Here is a 20,540-nt window from a genome sequence, read left to right as displayed (position 1 = left end):
TTTTAACGTCAGGAGCCGACCGTGAAGCGGACCTATCAGCCGTCGCGACTCGTGCGCAAGCGCCGTCACGGCTTCCGCAGCCGGATGGCCACCAAGAACGGCCAGAAGATTGTTGCGCGCCGTCGCGCCAAGGGCCGCAAGCGCCTGACGGCGTAAGCGGCTTACGCGTCCGGATCTTTTGGACGCATGAGCGACCTTTTACAGATCAAGCGTCTGTTGCGGCGGCCCCAGTTCCTGGCGGCCGCCAAAGGCGTTTCCGAGGCGCGCGGCGCCGTAGTGATCCAGCGGCTGGAGCGCGGCGACGGTTCGCCGCACATCGGCCTGGGCTTCACCGCCACCAAGAAGATTGGCGGGGCGGTTCAGCGCAACCGCGCCAAACGCCGTCTGCGCGAGGCCGCACGGGCCATGCTGGCCCAGCATGGCGTGCCCGGAAGCGACTATGTCTTCATCGCCCGCATGGGCACGACCGAGCGTGCGTGGGACCGTCTGCTTGACGACGTGAAATCGACGCTTACAAGGCTGGCGACACCGCGACATGATCGGGGGGCCCACAAGCCCTCGCCCGCCCGCGCCCCCTCCGGCCAGGACCGCCAGAATCCATGAAAAACGAAAACACGCGCAACACGATCATCTTCATCGTGTGCTCGGTCCTGATCATGGGGATCTACTATTTCGCCGTGCTGCGTCCGCAGGCCGAGCGTCGCGCCGTGCAACAGCAGGCCCAGGCCGAACAGTCGCAGACCGCCGATAACGCCGCGCGCACGGCGCTGAGCCCGCAGGGCCCGACCTTCGTCACCGACCGCAGCCAGGCGCTGAGCACCGCCGCGCGCGTGCCGATCCAGTCCGGCACCCTGAAGGGGTCGCTGTCACTTCAGGGCGGCCGGATCGACGACCTGTTCCTGACCGACTACCGCGAGGTTCAGGACAAACCCCAGCCGGTGGAGCTCTTCCGCCCGCAGGGAATGCAGAACGCCTACTTCGCCCAGTTCGGCTGGACCGGCCCCAATGTCGCCGGCGGCGTGCCCGGACCCAATACCGTCTGGCGCCTGACCAATGGTTCGACCCTGACGCCGACGACTCCGGTCACCCTGACGTGGGACAACGGCCAGGGCCTGCGCTTCACGCGCGTGATCTCGGTTGATGACAAATACGTCTTCTCGGTGCAGGACACGGTCCAGAACCTGGGCACGCAGGCGATCACCATCGCCCCCTACGGCAGCGTCCAGCGCCAGGGCGTGCCGCCCGCAGCCGGCTCGTCGCATATCGTCCACGAGGGCGCGATCGGCACCTTCGGCAAGCCGGGCGACTACCGGACCGAGCAGAAGAAATACAAGGACTGGCTGAAGGAGCCGCGGATCGAGAACGCCTCGACCGGCGGCTGGCTGGGCATCACCGACAAATACTGGCTGGCGGCCCTGCTGCCCCAGCAGAACGAGGCGGTCGAGACCGAATTCCGCGTGCGCGACCTGAACGGCGCCCAGCAGCTGGAAGCCAATGTCCTGGGCACCACCCGCACCATCCAGCCCGGCGCGACCGCGACCGAGACCCAGCGCCTGTTCGCCGGGGTCAAGCGCGCCGAGGTGCTGAAATCCTATGAGCAGAGCCTGAACCTGCCGCGCTTCGTCTATGCGATCGACTGGGGAATGTTCTGGTTCCTGACGCGTCCGATCTTCTGGATCCTGGAGAACGTCTATGGCCTGGTCGGCAGCTTCGGCGTCGCCATTCTGGCCCTGACCGTCATCGTCAAGCTGGTGATGTTCCCGCTGGCCAACAACGCCTACGCCTCGATGTCCAAGATGCGGAACCTCCAGCCCAAGATGGAGGAGATCAAGAAGAAGTTCAAAGACGACCCGCAGAAGCAGCAGCAGGAGACGATGGCCCTGTATCAGCGCGAGAAGATCAATCCGGTCGCCGGATGCCTTCCGCTGGTGCTGCAGATCCCGGTCTTCTACGCCCTGTACAAGGTGCTGACCGTGACCATCGAAATGCGTCACCAGCCGTTCCTGGGCTTCATCCATGACCTGTCGGCGCGCGATCCGTCGTCGATCTGGAACCTGTTCGGCCTGATCCCGTGGGATCCGGCGATGGCGCCCCTGATCGGCGGCCTGTTGGCCGGCCCGCTGCACCTGGGTCTGCTGGCGATCGCCTATGGCCTGACGATGTGGCTGCAGACGGCGATGAACCCGCCGGCGGCCGATCCGGTCCAGCGCCAGATCTTCCAGTTCATGCCGCTGCTGTTCACCTTCATCATGGCGCCGTTCGCGGCGGGCCTGCTGATCTACTGGGCCTGGTCCAACATCCTGACCATCCTGCAGCAGTATGTGATCATGCATCGCTACAAGGCCGAGAACCCGATCGATACCTTCTTCGCCCGGTTCAAGAAGTCACCGGCGTGATCGACGAGACCGAGTTCACGCCCGAGGACATCGAGGCGGCGCGCGTCCTGTTCGCGCGGCCTGCGACCTTCGTCATGGGCGCGGCCAAGATCGAGCAGTTGCCCGACCCCGATCTGCCCGAGATCGCCTTCGCTGGGCGCTCGAACGTGGGCAAGTCCAGCCTGATCAACGGGCTGGTGGGCATGCACAAGCTGGCCCGCGCCTCGAACGAGCCGGGCCGCACGCGCGAGGTCAACTTCTTCGACCTGGACGGCCGGATGCGTCTGGTCGACCTGCCCGGCTATGGCTGGGCCAAGGCGTCCAAGACTACGGTCAAGAAGTTCCAGGATCTGGGCCGCGACTATCTGCGCGGCCGGGTGACGCTGAAGCGGGTCTATCTGCTGATCGACAGCCGCCACGGGCTGAAATCAGTGGATACGGAGGCGCTGGATGCGCTGGACCTGGCCGCCGTCAGCTATCAGATCGTCCTGACCAAGGCCGACAAGCTGAAGAAGGGCGAGGGCGAGGCCGTGCAGGCCGCGACCCTGAAGGCCATCTCCAAACGCCCCGCCGCCTTCCCGGTGGTGGCCCTGACCTCGTCGGAAAAGGGTCTCGGTCTGCCCGAACTGCGCGCCGAGATCATGCGCACGACGGGCGCGACGCTGGACTAAAGGCCCTCATCGTCGTGTCACGCCCGAGCATGACGGCAAAAAGAAAAGGCCCGGAGATCGCTCTCCGGGCCTTTGTCGTTCTGGTCTGTCGTCGCCCTACTGGGCGGCGGGGGCCGCCGCGCGGACCTCGACAGGGATGCCCAGGGCGTCCAGTTGCGGCTTGACCACCGAGGCGTCGCCGACCACGACCCAGACGAACTTGGACGGGTCGATGGCGGCCTTGGCGGCGGCGTCCAGCTGGGCTGCGGTCAGGGCGTTGGTGCGCGCCGCGATGGTTTCCGGATAGTCGTCCGGACGGCCCAGCAGGGCGTTGGAGCGCATGGCGCCCAAGACGGCGGCCGAGGTCTCGTAGCTGCCGGCCAGACGGCGGGTGTTGCCGTTGATCGTGCGTTGAAGCTCCTCGGGCGTCACGCCCTTGCCGCCCGACAGGAAGTCGTTGAACTGCTGGTTCAGGGCTTCGATGGCCGGGCCGGTCTTGTCGGCCTGGACCGGGGCGGTGACCAGATAGGGCACGCGTCCGGCGAACGGATTGACCGAGGCGTTGACGCCATAGGACCAGCTCTTGGTCTCACGCAGATCCGAGTTGATGCGCGACAGGAAGTCGTTGCCGAGCACATTGTTCGCCGCGTTCAGCACCAACAGGTCGTCAGTGCCCGACAGGCCCAGGACCTCGCCGCCCATGATGTAGGACTGGGGCGATTGCGGACGGTCGATCAGCACGATCTTGGGCGTCGCGGCCGGGATTGGGGCCGAGAAGTCCTTGATGGCCTTGGCCGATGCAGGCGGGACCCACTGACCGAAGGCGCTGTCCAGGATCGGCGTCAGCTCGGCTAGGGGGCGGTCGGAGACGACGAACAGCTTGGCGTTGTCCGGGCGGATCCACTTGGCGTAGTCGGCGCGGATGTCGGCGTCGGTGATCGCCTTGACGCTGGCCTCGTCGCCATTGCCGCTGAACGGACGGCCATAGGGGCTGTTCGGCCCATACATCAGTTCCGGCAGGGCGCGGCTGGCCAGGGCGGCCGGCTGGGTACGCTCGGCGGCGATGCGTGACAGGCGGGTGGCGCGAAGGCGCTCCAGCTCGGCCGGGGCGAAGGCGGGATTGCGCACCACCTCGGCCATCAGATCCACCGAAGGCTTCAGGTTCGGCGTCACCGCCGACAGCTGGACGACCGAGCTGTCCATCGTCGCCCCGGTGGTGATGGTTGCGCCCAGGGCCTCTTGCGCCTCGGCCAGCTGCGTGGCGTTCAGGGTGCGGGTGCCCTCGTCCATCAGGTCCAGCATCAGGGTCTGCAGACCCAGTTTGGAGCGGTCGTCGGCGGCCAGACCGGCGTCGAAGTCGAGCGCGATCTTCGTCGTCGGGGTGGCGTCGCGCTGGGCGTAGATCACTTCCATGCCGTTCGACAGGCGGGTGCGCTCGACGGCCGGGAAGTCGACGTTGGCGACCTGACCGATCTCGGGCTTGGGCATGCGCGGCTTGCGCTCGATTTCCGGGGCCGGCGTGCGGTTGGCGCCGGACGGCGCGGCGGCCGCCTCCTGATAGGCTTCGCGCTGGCCGGGCAGGGTGGTCAGCGTATAGGCCGGACGGGTCAGCCACTTCTGCATCGCCGCCTTGACCTGGGCCGGCGTGACGGCGGCGTAGGCGGCCAGCTGCTTCTTGTAGAACTCCGGATCGCCGGCATAGAGCTGGCCTTCGGCGAGCGCCGTGGCCTTGCCGCCGAAGCCGCCGACCTGTTCCAGGCCCTGGATGCGGCGCGAGGCGTATTGGGTGACGACGCGGTTGATCTCGTCCTGCGTCGGGCCGTTCGCGATCAGGCCGTTCAGGATTTCGCGCATGCGCGCTTCGACGGCGGCGGGATCTTCGCCCGGCTTGATCGTGGCGCTCATCTCGAAGATGCCGACGCGGTGGAAGGCGCTGTTGCCGGCGCTGGCCGAGACGGCGGTCTGTTCGCCGCGCACCAGCTCATTGTCCAGGCGCGAGGAGGCCAGGCCGCCTAGGACCGATGCCGCGACGCTGAGCGGCACCGAGTCCGGGTCGAGCATGCCGGGCACGGCCCAGCTGACCTCGACCTGGGCGTTCGAGACGCGGTCGTGGGTGGTTTCGCTGAGCGGGGCGGACAGGGTCGGCACCGGGGCCTGGGCGGGATTGTTCACCGGACCCTTGGCGATCGGGCCGAAGTATTTGTCGGTCAGTTCACGCGCCTTGGCGGGGGTGATGTCGCCGGCCAGCACCAGAACGGCGTTGTTGGGTCCATAGTTGGAGGTGAACCAGTCGCGCACCGTCTGCATCGAGGCGGCGTCCAGATCGGCCATCGAACCGATGGTCGAGTGGCGATAGGGGTGGCCTTCGGGGAACAGGGCCTCCAGCTGCTTGTACTGGTTCAGGCCATAGGGCTGGTTGTCGCCCTGACGTTTTTCGTTCTGGACGACGCCGCGCTGCAGATCGAGCGTTTCCTGGCTGATGGCGCCCAGCATGTAGCCCATGCGGTCGCTTTCCATGAACAGGGCCTGTTCCAGCGCCGGAGTCGGGACCGTCTCGAAATAGTTGGTGCGGTCGAAATAGGTGGTTCCGTTCATGTCGGTCGCGCCCATGTTGCGCATCGGCGTGAAATAGCTGCCGGGCGCATTTTCCGAGCCGCCGAACATCAGGTGTTCGAACAGGTGGGCGAAGCCGGTCTTGCCGGCCGGCTCGTCCTTGGAGCCGACATTGTACCAGACCGAGACGGCGACGACGGGGGCCTTGTGGTCCTCGTGGACCAGGACGGTCAGGCCGTTGTCGAGGGTGAACTTGGTATAGGGGATGTCGACTTCATTGATCAGCTGCGACACCGGCGCAGCCTGGACGGCGGGCGCGGCGGCCTGACCAGCGGCCTCGGCGGCGGGTGCAGAGGCCACGGAGGCCCAGACAGGCGTTGAAACCGCCAGAAGGGCGGCGGCGGCGACGAGAGAGCCAGTGCGGCGCATGCGATATCCTCGGGATTGCAGTTGGAGGGGACCATAACGCCGGTCTGCCGCCTGGCAACGCGACCAAATGGAACATGACGAAAGGTTCATGTTCTCCCCCGCGCGACCCGGAAAAGGTTGCATCGCCGGACCCCCGGTCTTATGCGCGCGTCAACTCCCCGACTGACCGCCCCTTGCTGAAAGAGCCGCCATGTCCGCCCCCGCCGACAAGCCCGTCAAGAAAGTCGTCCTCGCCTATTCGGGCGGGCTGGACACCTCGATCATCCTGAAGTGGCTCCAGACCGAATACAACGCCGAGGTCGTAACCTTCACCGCCGACCTGGGCCAGGGCGAAGAGTTGGGCCCGGCGCGCGAGAAGGCGCTGAAGCTGGGCATTAAGCCCGAAAACATCTTCATCGACGACCTGCGCGAAGAGTTCGTGCGCGACTTCGTCTTCCCGATGTTCCGCGCCAATGCGCAGTATGAAGGCGACTATCTGCTGGGCACCTCCATCGCCCGCCCGCTGATCTCCAAGCGCCAGATCGAGATCGCGCGTCAGGTCGGCGCCGACGCCGTCTGTCACGGCGCGACCGGCAAGGGCAACGATCAGGTCCGGTTCGAACTGGGCTACTATGCGCTTGAGCCCGACATCCGCGTCATCGCCCCGTGGCGCGAATGGGAATTCCGCAGCCGCGAGGCCCTGCTGGACTTCGCCGAAAAGAACCAGATCCCGATCGCCAAGGACAAGCGCGGCGAGGCGCCCTTCAGCGTCGACGCCAACCTTCTGCACTCCTCGTCTGAGGGCAAGGTTCTGGAAGACCCGGCGGTCGAGGCCCCCGAGTTCGTCCACCAGCGCACGATCAGCCCGGAAGACGCGCCGGATAAGGCCACCGTCATCGAGATCGGCTTCGAAAAGGGCGACGCCGTCTCGATCAACGGCGAGGCCATGTCGCCCGCCACGATCCTGACCGCCCTGAACCAGTATGGTCACGACAACGGCATCGGCCGTCTGGACCTGGTCGAGAACCGCTTCGTCGGCATGAAGTCGCGCGGCGTCTATGAGACCCCCGGCGGGACCATCCTGATTGCGGCGCACCGCGGCATCGAAAGCATCACCCTGGACGGCGGCTCCATGCACCTGAAGGACCAGCTGATGCCGAAATACGCCGAGCTGATCTACAACGGCTTCTGGTTTTCGCCCGAGCGCGAGATGCTGCAGGCCGCTATCGACAAGAGCCAGGAAAACGTCTCCGGCACGGTCAAGATCAAGCTGTACAAGGGCAATGTCTCGGTCATCGGCCGCGAAAGCCCCAACAGCCTGTACGATCAGGACCTGGTGACCTTCGAAGAAGGCGTCCAAGCCTATGACCACAAGGACGCGGCCGGCTTCATCAAGCTGAACGCCCTGCGCCTGCGCGTCCTGGCCAAGCGCGATGCGCGCAAGAGCTAGGGCGTCCTATCCGACCGGGCGATCCTGAGGATCGCCCGGTTTCGGTCGTCCGTGACCCAGATCGATCCGTCGGCGGCGACGGCCAGCACGACCGGCGCGCCGCGCGGCTGACGGCCTGCGACCGTGTCCCAGCCCGGCGTCAGCACCTTGCCGCGTATGCTGGGCGCGCCGGCGGGATAGGACAGGGCGCCGCGCGGATAGATGGCGTAGCGGCCGCCGATATCGGTCAGGGGGCGGCCCTCGCCATCCGTCTCGCCCGCCACGATCCGGCCGCCCGCGCGACGATAGCCGTGCCAGCTCATCAGCAGCCGGCCGCGCAGTTCGGGAAACATCGCCCCGTCGTAATAGATCAGGTCCAGAGGCGCCGCGTGCGGCGGCAGCAGGGCCAGCGGCCGATCCCTCTGGCCGCACCGCGCCTGGGCCGCGCTCCATCCCGGCAGGGGCGTCGCCAGGTCCACGCAATAGGGCCAGCCGTAGTGGCCGCCGGTGCGCAGGACGTTGATCTCGTCATAGGGATGATCCGGCGTGGTCAGATCGACCGAATTCTCGCTCTGCAGGATCGTGCCTGACGAATGCCGGACCAGGGCGATGGAGTTCCTCAGGCCCGAAGCGAAGACCGTGCTGTCTTCATCCCATCGGCCGTTTCCCAGATAGGCGTGACGCCGCACCTGGCCGTCGCCGCGCTGTCGATGCAGGCGCCCGCCGCATTGGCGCGCGCTCTGCCTCGCGCATCCACGCAGCGGTCGCTGGGGGCGCCGACATTGACCAGCAGGTCGCCGTTCGCGTCGAAGACGAAGCTGGACAGCGGGTGGCGATTGGCGTGCAGCCGGTTGTCGGGCAGATCGCCGATCACGGTGCGCACCGTCGCCGCCGGATCGGCCGCGTCGGGGTCCAGCGTCAGGATGCGGTTCATCTCAGACACATAGATGCGGCCGTCCGGCCCGCGCGCCGCCGTGTGCGGCATGTTCAGCCCCTGGGCCAGCCGTCTCCAGCGCGGCGCACCGTCGGCGCCGAACGACAGCCGCCAGATCGCGCCATTGCCCGGATACCAGTTGCCGAGATCCGTCACCAACCAGTCGCCGTTGGGTAGCGCCAGCAGGCCGCGCGGCATTCGCGGTCCCTCGGCCCCGGTGCCCTGCCAGACCAGGCCCAGGCAATAGCTGGGCGCCATGCGCACGGTGGTCATAGGACGGCCGCCGCAGTCGCCGTCGGTCGCATAGGCGCCTTGGGCCGCCCTGGCGCTAACAGGCGCGGCGACGAGGAGGGCGAGCAGGGCCAGAAGGCGGACGGTCTTCATGACGCCAGAAGTCCCGACGGACGGCCCAAGATCAAGCCGTAGTTCAAGTTGTCGGGGCGTCAGATCAGACCCTGCTCGCGCGCCGCCGCCGTCAGGCCGTCGCGAAACTCCGGCGCGGCCAAGGCGATCAGGGCGCGGGCGCGTTCGCTGGACGACTTGCCCTTCAGATTGGTCCAGCCGTGTTCGGTGGCGACGATGTGGGTGTCGTTGCGCGGGGTGGTGACCGGCCCGTCCAGACGGGCGACGATGCGTGAGGCCGTCCCCTTGGCCGCCGTGGAATGGCAGGCGATGATCGACTTGCCGCCCTCCGATCCATAGGCGCCGCGCACGAAGTCTAGCTGGCCGCCGGCGGCCGTGAACTGGCGCCCGTTCAGAAACTCTGAGCAGCAGGCGCCGCTCAGGTCGACCTGAAGCGTGGCGTTGACCGAGATCATCTTCGCATTGCGCGCGATCACGGCCGGGTCGTTCACATAGGAGACCGGATGGGCCTCCATACCGCGATTGCCGTCCAGAAATTCATAGGTGTTGAGGTCGCCCATCGAGAAGGCGAAGACGCCCACGCCGGGATGCAGGGTCTTGCGGGCATGGTTGGCCACGCCGGCCTGCATCAGCTCGACCAGGCCGGGCGTCAGCATCTCGGTGTGAACGCCCAGATCGCGGTGGTCCATCAGGGCGTCGCAGACGGCGTTGGGCAGGGCGCCGATCCCCATCTGAAGCGTCGCCCCGTCCTTGACCAGGCCGGCGATGATGCGGCCGATGGCCAGGTCCGCCGGTTGGGGTTCGGCGCGCGGCACGACCAGCAGGGGCGCGGCATGTTCAACGATGCCGGCGACCTTGGACACATGGACGGTGCAGTCGCCGAACACGCGCGGCATATGCGGATTGACCTCGACGATCACAGTCTTCGCCGTTTGCGACACCGGCTTGGCATAGTCGGTGTTGGTGCCGAACGAGAAGAAGCCGTCCGCATCCATCGGCGAGACGGTGCAGATCAGGGTATCCACCCCGACCTCGTCGCACAGAAGGCGCGGCGATTGCTGAAAGCCCGTGGGGATGAACTGGACGGGGTTGGGGCGCCCCTCCTCGTGCGCGCGCTGTTCCAGCCGGCGTTCGATGGCGCTGTGGAACAGGCTCCAGGGGCGGATCCGGTCCATCAGTTCATAGCGCAGCACCGTGTCCCCGGCGATGGCGGTCGAGAGCAGATAGTAGAGGTTCACGTCCTCGACCTCGCCGCGCGCGGCCCGGTCTGCCAAGGCCTTGAGCAGGGCCGGCGGCTGGGACACGCCAAGGCCCATGGCGACCTTAGCGCCCGGCACGATCAGGGCGGCGGCCTGGTCGGGGGTCTTCAGGCGTTCGGCGTAGAGGGCGGCGTGGTCCATGGCGTGCGTCTCCGACATGCCGCCAGACTAGCCTGTCGCGAGGCGGATCAAGGGCCTAGACTTTGGTCGGGTCGGGGGCGGCTTCGATCGGGGAGGCTTCGTCCTGCAGCGCCGCACGGTGGCGCTTCTGCCAGCGCGCCACCCCATAGGCGACCAGCCACAGGGCCATGGCCCAGGCCGCGCCGACCGCCCAGCCGGCGAAGACGTCGGTGGCCCAGTGGGCGCCCAGATAGATGCGCGTCAGCCCGACCAGCAGGGCCAGCAGAATGCCGACGCCCAGGACGAAGACCTTGAACCGCTCGCGCGGGAAGGCGCGGGTCAGCATGACGGCGACGCTGAGATAGAAGACGGTGGACAAGAGGGCGTGGCCGGAGGGGAAGCTGGCGTTGATCGTTTCCACCGCCTGAGCGGCGGCAGGTGGCCGGGCGCGCTCGAACACCGCCTTCAGGCCCTCCGAGAGCGCGACGCCGCCGGCCAGGCCCACGACCAGCAGCAGGGACGACAGCCATTTCCGCTGGCTCAGCAGAAAGACGATCACGATCAGGGCGAACAGACCCAGCACCGAGATGCCGCCCAGCGAGGTGATGTCCGCCGCCGCCTCCTTCAGCCACCACGGCCCCCACGGCCGGCCGGGATCGTCGGCATAGGGCCGCATCAGCGCCAGGACATGAAGATCGAAGGCTTGGCCCTCGCCCTCAGTCATCTCATCGGCGAGGCCGGCGAAGGTCAGAACGCCGCCGGCGACGACCAGCAGGGCCAGAAGCGCGGCGATTTCCGTGCGGGCGACCGCCAGGGCGCGTATCAAAAAGGCGCGTAAGTCAGAAAGCGTCATGCGCGAGCCAACGGCCAAGCTGAGCAGTCGTTCCGATCACGCGTTCGTGATCATACCGTCGCGGGCTCGTAAAACGGACGTGCTGGCTTGCACGCGGGCTTTTCCCCAGACGGCTGGGACTTGTCCGACCGATTCGCCCACAATGGTCGGCGTCAACCCGTTGACGGGTCATTAGGCATATGCGCCCTATATGTGGGCTCGGGGAGCGCAGAGGCCACAAGATGATGTGGTTGCGGCGTGGGCGGCTCAAACGATTTTTTGTTCAGGACGCAGATGACCATGGCTGGCGGCGAGGCATTGAAGACGACGGAATTCCAAGGCGTTGCGGCGACGCCGACGCCGGAGCGCCCCCACCTGACCGTGGTCAAATCGGTCCAGGTCGATCGCTCGCGCGATGATCTGCTGACCGACTTCGGCAAGAAGACGCTGGAAGATCGCTATTTGCTGCCGGGCGAAAGCTATCAGGACATGTTCGCGCGCGTCTCGACCGCCTTCTCGGACGACGCCGAACACGCCCAGCGCCTGTATGACTATATGAGCCGCCTGTGGTTCATGCCGGCGACCCCGGTCCTGTCGAACGGCGGCGCGGATCGCGGCCTACCCATCTCCTGCTTCCTGAACGCGGTGGGCGACAGCCTGGACGGCATCCAGAATGTCTGGAACGAGAACGTGGCCCTGGCCTCCAACGGCGGCGGCATCGGCACCTATTGGGGCGGCGTCCGCTCCATCGGCGAAAAGGTGAAGGGCGCGGGCAAGACCTCGGGCATCATCCCCTTCATCCGCGTGATGGACAGCCTGACGCTGGCGATCAGCCAGGGTTCGCTGCGCCGCGGTTCGGCCGCTGTCTATCTGGACATCCACCACCCGGAAATCGAAGAGTTCCTGGAAATCCGCAAACCGTCGGGCGACTTCAATCGCAAGTCCCTGAACCTGCACCACGGCATCAACGTCACCGACGAGTTCATGGAGGCGGTCAAGGTCGGCGGAACCTTCGATCTGAAGTCGCCCAAGGACGGCGCGGTCATGAAGACCGTCGACGCGCGCTCGCTGTGGACCAAGCTGCTCGACATCCGCATGCAGACCGGCGAGCCCTATCTGATCTTCTCGGACACGGTGAACCGCCAGATGGCGCCGCACCAGCGCGACCTGGGCCTGAAGGTCAAACAGTCGAACCTGTGCGCCGAGATCATGCTGCACACCGGCCGCGACCACCTGGGCGTGGATCGGACCGCCGTCTGCTGCCTGTCGTCGGTCAACGCCGAGACCTTCCTGGAGTGGCGCGAGGAGCCGCGCTTCGTCGAGGACCTGATGCGGTTCCTGGACAATGTGCTGGAGGACTTCATCCGCCGCGCCCCGCCCGCCATGGCCGCCGCCGTCTATTCGGCCAAGCGCGAGCGTTCGGTGGGTTTGGGCCTGATGGGCTTCCACTCCTTCCTGCAGGGGCAGGGCGTGGCCTTCGAAAGCGCCATGGCCAAGTCGTGGAACATGCGCCTGTTCAAGCATCTGCGCCGCGAGGCCGACAAGGCCAGCCGCCTGCTGGCCGAAGAGAAGGGCCCGTGCCTGGACGCCGAGGAGCGCGGCGTGATGGAGCGGTTCAGCCACAAGCTGGCGATCGCCCCGACCGCCTCGATCTCGATCATCTGCGGCGGCACGTCCGCCGGCATCGAGCCGATCCCGGCCAACATCTACACCCACAAGACCCTGTCGGGCTCGTTCGCGGTCAAGAACCCCTATCTGGAGCGCCTGCTCGACGACAAGGGCATCAACACCGAGGCGGTGTGGAGCTCCATCCTGGAGAACGAAGGTTCGGTCCAGCACCTCGACGCCCTGAACGAGGACGAGAAGGGCGTGTTCAAGACCGCCTTCGAACTGGACCAGCGCTGGGTGATCGAACTGGCCGCCGACCGCGCGCCGGAAATCTGCCAGGCCCAGTCGCTGAACCTGTTCATCCCCGGCGACGTGAACAAATGGGACCTGCACATGCTGCACTGGTCCGCCTGGGAACGCGGCGTGAAGTCGCTGTACTATCTACGCTCTAAGTCGGTCCAGCGCGCCGCCTTCGCAGGCGCCGAGGACAAGGCCGAAGAGGTGATCGATCCCAATCAGCCGGATCTCTTCTCCCTGCCCAAGACTGACTACGACGAGTGCCTGGCCTGCCAATAAGGCCATCTGCACCAAACGACCCGAAGGGCTCCGCAACAGCGGGGCCCTTTTTCGTTTGGGAACCGCTGCTGGTCGTCCTCGTTCAAAAGCGACGAAACCATGACCAAAAGCCGTTGGACTCTTGCGCCAGAGGGTTGCAGTGTGTGTCCAGCGGATCGGTGGGGAGACCGGATGCGATTAAAGGCCTGTATTGTCGGCTTTGGGGGCGTGTTGGCGATGGCCGGCGCGAGCGCCGCCTGCGCACAGACCTGGGCCCCCAACGCCTTCGACGCCTCGCCCGATGTCGAGGCGCGCCTGACTGAACAGACCAGTTTCCGCGTAGCACCTGACGCCCGGTTCGGCGCCCAGATCGAAATCCCGACCGCCTTCCGTCCCGATGACCGATCCGGCCTGTCCGCCAGCACGCGCAACGACGTCTGGATCGATCGCACCGACTTCACCGACCGGGTGACGCTGGAGACGGCCGGCCGTCTGCGCCGCGCCGACGGCTCTCCCTTGCCGGTCACGCCCGTCGATCGGGCCGAACTGGACCCCGACGCCTATGATCTGCGCTATGTGCGCGGTTTCCGCGGCGCGCGCGGCCATACCGCCTCGGGCCTGGAAGTCAGCCTGACGCCCCACGCGGGCCTGGGCGTCGGCAGCGAAGGCCGTTCGGCCGAGGCTGGCGTCACGCTCAAGATCGGCGAGGGGCTGGATCGTCTGGCCCCAAACGGACGCGAGCGGTTCGGCGATCGGCCGCGCTGGTATCTGTATGCCGCCGGATCGGGCCGGGCCGTGGGCTACAACTTCGCCCGTACGCGCGACGGCGACTATGCTCGCTCGGGCTATACCCAAGACAAAGGCAGCTTCCTGGGCGACGCCTCAATCGGCGTGGCCTATCGCAAGGGCGACATGCAGACGTCATTCGGCGTCGTCTATCGCGAGATCGACGCCGGCAAGGGTCTGCGCGGCATGAACGGCCTGGACACCGACGTCAGCGAAGGCCTGCTGGCCTTCCAGCTGTCGATCCGTCCCGGCCGCTGAGCCTTTAGCGAACCTCCGAGACCGCCACGCCCTCGCGACGCGGATCGGCACCTCCGTCCCAGCGACCGTCGCGCCAGATCGCGCCATGAAGGCCCGAGGTCTCGGTGGCGTTGGGCTTCAGGGCCATGCCCGCCGCCGCCAAGGCGTCGCGGATATCCGGCGCGATCAGGTCGGTGTCGGCCCCGACCATCTCGCCCCGCACCACCAGATTGGGCAGGGCGATCGCCTCCTGCATCGACAAGCCCCAGTCCATCGTCCCGACCAGGGCCTTGGCGACATAGGCCAGGATGCTGGACCCGCCCGGCGAGCCGATGGCGCCGACCAGCCGCCCCTGACGATCCAGAATCAGCACCGGCGTCATCGACGAGCGCGGCCGCTTGCCCGCCGCCACGGCATTGGCGGCCGGATGCCCGTCCTCCTGCGGCGTGAAGGAGAAGTCCGTCAGCTGGTTGTTCAGGAAGAAGCCGTCGACCATGCGCCCATTGCCGAAGATGCTCTCGACCGTCGTGGTCATGCTGACCGCATTGCCCCAGGCGTCCACCACGACCATGTGCGAGGTGCCGCCCGGCTCGGCGGTCTGGTCGACCCCGCGCGGCGGCGATCCCGTCGGGGCGCCGGCCTCGACCGGGCCGTTCACCTGCGGGGCCAGGGCCGCGCGCGTCGCGACGTAATCGGGATCCAGCAGACCGGCGATCGGCACCCCGACGAAGTCATTGTCGCCGATATAGCGGTCCCGGTCGGCATACATCAGCCGCTGCAACCGCCCGAAGGCGACCCAGGCCTCAGGGCTCCTGGCCCCCTTGTCCAGATCGGGCGTTTCCTCGGCCATGGCCAGGAACTGCAGCAACGCCACGCCGCTGGACGGCGGCGGCGGCACGCAGATCACATAGGCCTGATAAGGCCGGCAAAGAGCGTCGCGGCGCAATGGGCGATAGCCGGCGATGTCCGCCTCGGTCAGACCGCCGGGACGTGGTCCTTCGCGAACCGCCGCCGCGACGTCGCGCCCGATCGCCCCGCCATAAAAGACGCCCGGCCCCTGCTGCGCCAACCGCGCGACCGTGTCGGCGTAGGCGGGGTTCTTCAGCGTATCGCCCGCTTGATACCGCGTGCCGTCGGACTTGGTGAAATAGGCGCTGGCCCACCGCGTCCGCGCCTGCGGACTGCGTCCATTGATCATGCCTGCCAGGCGCGGGCTGACCGTGAACCCGTCGCGCGCCAGCCGTTCGGCGTCCCCGAACAGATCGCGCCAGCCCAGCTTGCCGTGATCCTTCTGCGCCATGGCCAGCATGGCCACCGCCCCCGGCGCCCCGGTCGAGCGGCCCGACAGCACCGCGTCGATGAAGGGCAGGGGCTTGCCGTCCTCATAGAACAGTTCGGGCGTCGCCGACGCGGGCGCCGTCTCGCGCCCGTCATAGGCCGTGACGGTCCCGGTCTCGGCGTCATAGCTCATCAAAAAGGCGCCGCCCCCCAGGCCTGAAGACTGCGGCTCCACCAGGCCCAGCACCGCCTGGATCGCTACCGCGGCATCCACGGCCGATCCTCCGCGCCGCAACACGGTCATCCCCGCCTCGACCGCCAGCGGATTCGCCGCCGCCACGAATGGCCCCCGAGCGGGCGATGCGGCAATCGACGGGGCCGACACGGCCGGCGGCGACGCTGTCGTCGGCGAGTGCGCGCCGTGGATGTCTGTCGCGGTCTGGCATCCCGCCATGAGGACGGGAACCAGCACAGCGGCGATCTGGCGACGGAATGAACGCATGGAAGATCCGAAAGCAGGGGAGCGTCAGACAGGCCTAAGCCGTCGCAGCCGCCACGCCAACAGCTTCAGACGCAGAAACTGCATTCCCCCGCTTGCGTCCGCCCGATCCACCGGCTAAAGACCCGCCCTCGCCGCAAGGCAGCCGCACCCGTAGCTCAGCTGGATAGAGCATCAGACTACGAATCTGAGGGTCGGGCGTTCGAATCGCTCCGGGTGCGCCACTTCTTCCAAATAATGAGACTTCAAACGCTTCGCCGATTTTGGCAGGCCGTTCGCCGCCTCGCGAGACGTCGCAGCGCATCGCGAGGGCTTCTATGCGCGCCTAGAACTGTTTCGACAACGACACGAAGGTGCGCCAGCCTTTGTCAGGTTGGTTGTAGGGCGCACGGGACAGGGGTTTGGCGAACTCGATGCGCAGGGTGGCCTTGCGGTCGAAGGTGATGCGTGAACCGACGCCGGCAGACGTCAGCTGTTCGGACCAGTCGCGACCAGGCGTCTTGTTCCACACCTTGGCGGTGTCGAAGAAGGCGAAAGCCTGAGCGAAGGTGATAAGGTCGCCCTTGGGATCATATCCCACCCGCGCCTCAATCATCCCGGCGACGGCCTTGTCGCCGCTGGCTTCGCCATAGTCATACGCCCGGCCGTAGGTCGGGCCGCCGACGAAGAACTCTTCGGAGCTGAGCAAGGCGTCGTCCGACCATTGGCCTGAGGCCTCGACATAGACGCCGACATACTTGCTGAGATCGCGATAGGCGCTGACCTGGGCGTTGACCTTGAAGAACTCGCCCGTCGCGTCGTAGCGCGTATTCAGCGGCGAGCGCTCGGTCGTGGCGCCGAAGGCGTCAATCCCTTTCGACAGCTGAACCGAGCCCGCCATCCAGCCGGAGCTGGAACGCCGCTGTCCCGCCACCGACATCCGCGCCACGGTCAGGGTCTCGTCGGTGCGACCCGTGGCGACGTAGTTCTGCTCGACGCGACGGACATCCAGTCCCGCGTTGAGCCAGAGGTTCTTGTCGCGCGAACGGACCAGAGGATGCGAGAGCGTGACCGAGGCCATGCGGCTGCTCCCCCCGACCCAGCCCGATGCGTTCTGAAGCGGCGCATCCGTCTCATAGCCCGATACGCCAAAGCGGACGCGGCCGCCTCCGGACGCGACGACAGAGTAGGACGCATCGATATAGGTAAGTTCGTCAGGGCGATCCGGCACCGTCAGCACGCCCAATGTGATCTGGTCGCCGGCCATAAAGGTCGAGTTGCGGGCGCCGGACAGGTAGACTTGCCACGGACCCTGGGTTTCGGAACCGCGATTGTCGACATAGACGCCGGCGCTGCCCGAGGTCATTGCCGTCTCGACAACCAAGCGGTGTTGGGCCGGGTCGCCGATGATCGGCTCGATGCGGCTGGTCAGTTTGACGCCGGGCACGTCGGACGCCAGGGACAGGCGGCGATCCAGTTCGCCGATGGTGAGGGGGCGCTGGTTCACCAAGGGCTTTAGGATCGGTTCGACGGCGCGTGCGCCATCGCCGGTCAGTTTCAGTTCCGAGATATAGCCTTCAAACACCACGATGCGGGCGGCGCCGATGGCGGGGTCGGTTTCGGCGACGACGGCGCGGGTCAGAAAATATCCGTCGTTGCGATAACGGGCGGTGATTGCATTGGCCGACTGCACGAGATCGTCCACCGAGACGCGCCGCGCCAACTGCTGGTCATAGGTGTCGGCGAGATCGGCGAGTGGATAGGCGCTCACCCCCTGGATCAGCATGCTGGTCAGGATCAGACATCCGGCGCATCCGGCGTCCGGCGTCGAGGCCGGCTCAGCGTCCGCGCGAACCGGTCCCGCGACAGCCATGGTCAGCACCGCCACCATCCCCCACAGGACGCTGATTGTTCTTAACCATGAAGTCGAAAAAATATGACGCACGCTGTTCTCCAGACACAGGAGATCATTTACGGCGTTCGGGCTAAAAATCGTGTTAATATCACCAGTTAAGAGCTTGGCAGGCACGTCCTGATATCCAGAACATCAAACAGAATGTCTGGAGTGTGTGTTGGCCAATCGATACGCAATATTCTTCGCGGTCCTCTTCTTCTTTGTGCGCTACCCGACCCAGGCTCTGGCGGATGAATGGCGCATCAGGGAAGTGGCGGGCGTTGTTCGCGTGGCCATACCGGCGCGGCCCGCTGCAAACGGCGCGGTTGGGCAGGTATTACCGACCGGAACCAGCGTCACGACGGGTGGAAACGGCCGTGCGATGATCACGAACGGTCAGCAAAGGGTCGTGGTAGGGCCGAACAGTCGCACCACGCTCGCGCCAGAAGTCGGAGGCATGACGCGGGTCTTGCAGGACCTCGGCTCGGCCCTTTTCCAGGTCGATCGGCAGAGGCAGCCGCACTTCCGCGTGGAGACGCCGCTGCTTGCCGCCGTGGTGAAGGGGACGACATTTACAGTCACCGTCGACCCCATGGGCGACCGCGTGCATGTCGCAGAAGGTCTGGTCGAAGTTCGCGCCAATAACGGCAATGCCGTCAGCGACGTGGCGGCGGGCGCCACCGCCCTGGTTCCACGCCAACAGCCGTCCAGCGTCGAGGTTTCCACACCCGTTGCATCGGTTCCTATCGAAGCGGCGCCCGTTGCGGCGCCGAGTCTGGACTACGAGGCCTTGACCGATGGTCTGGTCCAGAACCCCCCAGCGGCCGCGCCGGCAGCCACTACTGTGACGGCGTCCACATCAGGCGCCTCGACGGCCGCGACGACAACAACAGCGGCTACGACCACAAGCACGACTTCGGTTCCAACGACGTCTTCAGCAGCGACGTCCACCGCTGCGGCAGGAAACTCCGCTTCAAGCGGAAACCCTTCACTGCCGCCAGCTGCAACCAACGCAAGCAACAATGCCGCAGCGGGCCCCAGTAACAGCGCCAATACCGGGGCGACTAATCCTGGCAACCCCGGCACCGGCAACCCCGGTTCCGGCAACCCCGGGAACGGCACCCCCGGCTCGGGCAATCCGGGCAATGGTAACCCTGGCTCGGGCAACCCCGGCAACGGTAACCCCGGTTCCGGCAACCCCGGCAACGGCAATCCGGGCAACGGTAATCCGGGCTCGGGTAACCCCGGTTCCGGCAACCCCGGCAACGGCAATCCGGGCTCGGGCAACCCCGGCAACGGTAATCCAGGCAACGGCAACCCCAGTCCCGGCAACCCCGGCAACGGCGATCCCGGCAACGGTAACCCCGGTTCCGGCAACCCCGGCAACGGTAACCCCGGTTCCGGCAACCCCGGGAACGGTAACCCCGGCAACGGTAATCCAGGCAACGGTAATCCCGGTTCCGGCAACCCCGGCAACGGCGATCCCGGCAACGGCAATCCGGGCAACGGCAACCCCGGCTCGGGCAACCCCGGCAACGGCGATCCCGGCAACGGCAATCCGGGCAACGGCAACCCCGGCTCGGGCAACCCCGGCAACGGCAATCCGGGCAATGGTAACCCCGGCGCCGGTGACCCTGGCAACGGTAATCCGGGCAACGGCACCCCCGGCTCGGGCAACCCCGGCAACGGTAACCCCGGTTCCGGCAACCCCGGCAACGGCAATCCGGGCAACGGTAATCCGGGCTCGGGCAACCCCGGCAACGGCAACCCCGGCAACGGCAATCCGGGCTCGGGCAACCCCGGCAACGGTAATCCCGGCAACGGCAACCCCAGTCCCGGCAACCCCGGCAACGGCGATCCCGGCAACGGTAACCCCGGTTCCGGCAACCCCGGAAACGGTAACCCCGGTTCCGGCAACCCCGGGAACGGTAACCCCGGCAACGGTAATCCAGGCAACGGTAATCCCGGTTCCGGCAACCCCGGCAACGGCGATCCCGGCAACGGCAATCCGGGCAACGGCAACCCCGGCTCGGGCAATCCGGGCAATGGTAACCCTGGCTCGGGCAACCCCGGCAACGGCGATCCCGGCTCGGGCAATCCGGGCAATGGTAACCCCGGCGCCGGTGACCCTGGCAACGGTAATCCGGGCAACGGCACCCCCGGCTCGGGCAATCCGGGCAATGGTAACCCTGGCTCGGGCAACCCCGGCAACGGTAACCCCGGTTCCGGCAACCCCGGCAACGGTAACCCCGGCAACGGTAATCCCGGTTCCGGCAACCCCGGCAACGGCGATCCCGGCAACGGCAATCCGGGCAATGGTAACCCTGGCTCGGGCAACCCCGGCAACGGCAACCCCGGCAACGGCAACCCCGGCAACGGTAATCCGGGCTCGGGCAACCCCGGCAACGGTAACCCCGGTTCCGGCAACCCCGGCAACGGTAACCCCGGTTCCGGCAACCCCGGCAACGGCAATCCGGGCAACGGCAACCCCGGCTCGGGCAACCCCGGCAACGGTAACCCCGGTTCCGGCAACCCCGGCAACGGCAATCCGGGCAACGGCAATCCGGGCAACGGTAATCCGGGCTCGGGCAACCCCGGCAACGGCAACCCCGGCAACGGCAATCCGGGTAACGGCAATCCGGGCAACGGCAACCCCGGCGCCGGTAACCCTGGTTCCGGCAACCCTGGCTCGGGCAACCCAGGCAATGGAAACCCCGGCAATGGCAACCCGGGTGGGGATGATCCCGGCAAGGGTGGTCCTCGGCCTCCGAAGCGGTGACC

At 66.8% G+C, this 20,540-nt stretch carries 15 protein-coding genes and 1 tRNA gene; 9 read left to right on the top strand and 7 right to left on the bottom strand.

Annotation, left to right across the window (positions count from 1 at the left end):
* Positions 1–21: 21 nt before the first annotated feature.
* Genes rpmH through yihA form a run of 4 tightly spaced genes read left to right on the top strand, consistent with a single transcriptional unit; the run spans position 22 to position 3,046 of the window.
* A complete protein-coding gene (rpmH, locus tag E4341_RS01190; protein ID WP_003164000.1) occupies positions 22–156 on the top strand; it encodes a 50S ribosomal protein L34 in 135 nt (44 codons plus the stop codon).
* A 30-nt stretch (positions 157–186) separates the two neighbouring features.
* Positions 187–603 carry a ribonuclease P protein component gene (gene rnpA, locus E4341_RS01185; protein ID WP_091752382.1) on the top strand — a complete coding sequence of 139 codons (417 nt, stop codon included), beginning with the start codon at positions 187–189 and terminating at the stop codon, positions 601–603.
* Positions 600–2,396: a membrane protein insertase YidC gene (gene yidC, locus E4341_RS01180; protein WP_055754639.1), complete on the top strand. Its 1,797-nt coding sequence runs from the start codon at positions 600–602 to the stop codon at positions 2,394–2,396. Before rnpA ends, yidC begins: the two co-directional genes overlap by 4 nt.
* Positions 2,393–3,046: a ribosome biogenesis GTP-binding protein YihA/YsxC gene (gene yihA, locus E4341_RS01175; RefSeq protein WP_055809369.1), complete on the top strand. Its 654-nt coding sequence runs from the start codon at positions 2,393–2,395 to the stop codon at positions 3,044–3,046. Before yidC ends, yihA begins: the two co-directional genes overlap by 4 nt.
* Before the next feature lie 96 nt (positions 3,047–3,142).
* On the opposite strand, the gene E4341_RS01170 is transcribed toward yihA, so the two are convergent.
* A complete protein-coding gene (locus tag E4341_RS01170; RefSeq protein ID WP_165114508.1) occupies positions 3,143–6,007 on the bottom strand; it encodes a pitrilysin family protein in 2,865 nt (954 codons plus the stop codon).
* A 190-nt stretch (positions 6,008–6,197) separates the two neighbouring features.
* On the opposite strand from E4341_RS01170, the gene E4341_RS01165 reads away from it, so the two are divergent.
* A complete protein-coding gene (locus tag E4341_RS01165; RefSeq protein ID WP_165114505.1) occupies positions 6,198–7,436 on the top strand; it encodes an argininosuccinate synthase in 1,239 nt (412 codons plus the stop codon).
* On the opposite strand, the gene E4341_RS15465 is transcribed toward E4341_RS01165, so the two are convergent.
* The 4 genes from E4341_RS15465 to E4341_RS01150 are packed head-to-tail and all read right to left on the bottom strand — an operon-like array spanning position 7,433 to position 10,944.
* Positions 7,433–8,104, bottom strand: coding sequence for a sorbosone dehydrogenase family protein (locus E4341_RS15465; RefSeq protein WP_240893593.1), 672 nt, complete (start codon positions 8,102–8,104; stop codon positions 7,433–7,435). The two genes, E4341_RS01165 and E4341_RS15465, sit on opposite strands and share 4 nt — an antisense overlap.
* Positions 8,035–8,733: a hypothetical protein gene (locus E4341_RS15460; RefSeq protein ID WP_240893592.1), complete on the bottom strand. Its 699-nt coding sequence runs from the start codon at positions 8,731–8,733 to the stop codon at positions 8,035–8,037. Before E4341_RS15460 ends, E4341_RS15465 begins: the two co-directional genes overlap by 70 nt.
* 59 nt (positions 8,734–8,792) lie before the next feature.
* Positions 8,793–10,112 carry an acetyl-CoA hydrolase/transferase family protein gene (locus tag E4341_RS01155; protein ID WP_165114502.1) on the bottom strand — a complete coding sequence of 440 codons (1,320 nt, stop codon included), beginning with the start codon at positions 10,110–10,112 and terminating at the stop codon, positions 8,793–8,795.
* 55 nt (positions 10,113–10,167) lie between these two features.
* The gene (locus tag E4341_RS01150) at positions 10,168–10,944 is read right to left on the bottom strand and encodes a phosphatase PAP2 family protein (protein WP_165114499.1); all 777 of its coding nucleotides are present in this window, start codon (positions 10,942–10,944) and stop codon (positions 10,168–10,170) included.
* Positions 10,945–11,217: 273 nt separating this feature from the next.
* Between E4341_RS01150 and E4341_RS01145 the strand changes: the two genes are divergently transcribed.
* A complete protein-coding gene (locus E4341_RS01145) occupies positions 11,218–13,107 on the top strand; it encodes a ribonucleoside-diphosphate reductase subunit alpha (protein WP_153923998.1) in 1,890 nt (629 codons plus the stop codon).
* Positions 13,108–13,323: 216 nt separating this feature from the next.
* Positions 13,324–14,130, top strand: a complete 807-nt coding sequence (locus E4341_RS01140) for a lipid A-modifier LpxR family protein (RefSeq protein WP_205751332.1) — start codon at positions 13,324–13,326, stop codon at positions 14,128–14,130.
* A gap of 4 nt (positions 14,131–14,134) precedes the next feature.
* Here the strand turns inward: E4341_RS01140 and E4341_RS01135 are convergent, their stop codons facing one another.
* Complete coding sequence (locus E4341_RS01135; protein ID WP_165114496.1) at positions 14,135–15,889, bottom strand: gamma-glutamyltransferase family protein; 1,755 nt, start codon at positions 15,887–15,889, stop codon at positions 14,135–14,137.
* Positions 15,890–16,033: 144 nt separating this feature from the next.
* Here E4341_RS01135 and E4341_RS01130 point away from each other — a divergent pair.
* Positions 16,034–16,110, top strand: a tRNA-Arg gene (locus E4341_RS01130).
* A 101-nt stretch (positions 16,111–16,211) separates the two neighbouring features.
* Here E4341_RS01130 and E4341_RS01125 read toward each other — a convergent pair.
* Positions 16,212–17,738 carry a ShlB/FhaC/HecB family hemolysin secretion/activation protein gene (locus E4341_RS01125; RefSeq protein WP_165114493.1) on the bottom strand — a complete coding sequence of 509 codons (1,527 nt, stop codon included), beginning with the start codon at positions 17,736–17,738 and terminating at the stop codon, positions 16,212–16,214.
* 403 nt (positions 17,739–18,141) lie between these two features.
* Here E4341_RS01125 and E4341_RS01120 point away from each other — a divergent pair, with 403 nt between their 5' ends.
* Positions 18,142–20,538: a FecR domain-containing protein gene (locus E4341_RS01120; protein ID WP_165114490.1), complete on the top strand. Its 2,397-nt coding sequence runs from the start codon at positions 18,142–18,144 to the stop codon at positions 20,536–20,538.
* The last annotated feature ends 2 nt before the right edge of the window (positions 20,539–20,540 follow it).

This window comes from Brevundimonas sp. 'scallop' (assembly GCF_011045535.1).
Classification (GTDB): domain Bacteria; phylum Pseudomonadota; class Alphaproteobacteria; order Caulobacterales; family Caulobacteraceae; genus Brevundimonas; species Brevundimonas vesicularis.
This window is presented reverse-complemented; position numbering and strand designations above follow the sequence as displayed.

What these genes read in the sequence shown, in the direction of transcription:
- E4341_RS01125 (WP_165114493.1), bottom strand. Translation starts at nt 17,738, where the DNA reads ATGGCTGTCGCGGGACCGGTTCGCGCGGACGCTGAGCCGGCCTCGACG.
- E4341_RS01170 (WP_165114508.1), bottom strand. Translation starts at nt 6,007, where the DNA reads ATGCGCCGCACTGGCTCTCTCGTCGCCGCCGCCGCCCTTCTGGCGGTT.
- E4341_RS01140 (WP_205751332.1), top strand. Translation starts at nt 13,324, where the DNA reads ATGGCCGGCGCGAGCGCCGCCTGCGCACAGACCTGGGCCCCCAACGCC.
- E4341_RS15460 (WP_240893592.1), bottom strand. Translation starts at nt 8,733, where the DNA reads ATGAAGACCGTCCGCCTTCTGGCCCTGCTCGCCCTCCTCGTCGCCGCG.
- E4341_RS01145 (WP_153923998.1), top strand. Translation starts at nt 11,218, where the DNA reads ATGACCATGGCTGGCGGCGAGGCATTGAAGACGACGGAATTCCAAGGC.
- E4341_RS01135 (WP_165114496.1), bottom strand. Translation starts at nt 15,889, where the DNA reads ATGCGTTCATTCCGTCGCCAGATCGCCGCTGTGCTGGTTCCCGTCCTC.
- E4341_RS01120 (WP_165114490.1), top strand. Translation starts at nt 18,142, where the DNA reads ATGATCACGAACGGTCAGCAAAGGGTCGTGGTAGGGCCGAACAGTCGC.
- E4341_RS01155 (WP_165114502.1), bottom strand. Translation starts at nt 10,112, where the DNA reads ATGGACCACGCCGCCCTCTACGCCGAACGCCTGAAGACCCCCGACCAG.
- rnpA (WP_091752382.1), top strand. Translation starts at nt 187, where the DNA reads ATGAGCGACCTTTTACAGATCAAGCGTCTGTTGCGGCGGCCCCAGTTC.
- yidC (WP_055754639.1), top strand. Translation starts at nt 600, where the DNA reads ATGAAAAACGAAAACACGCGCAACACGATCATCTTCATCGTGTGCTCG.
- E4341_RS01150 (WP_165114499.1), bottom strand. Translation starts at nt 10,944, where the DNA reads ATGACGCTTTCTGACTTACGCGCCTTTTTGATACGCGCCCTGGCGGTC.
- E4341_RS01165 (WP_165114505.1), top strand. Translation starts at nt 6,198, where the DNA reads ATGTCCGCCCCCGCCGACAAGCCCGTCAAGAAAGTCGTCCTCGCCTAT.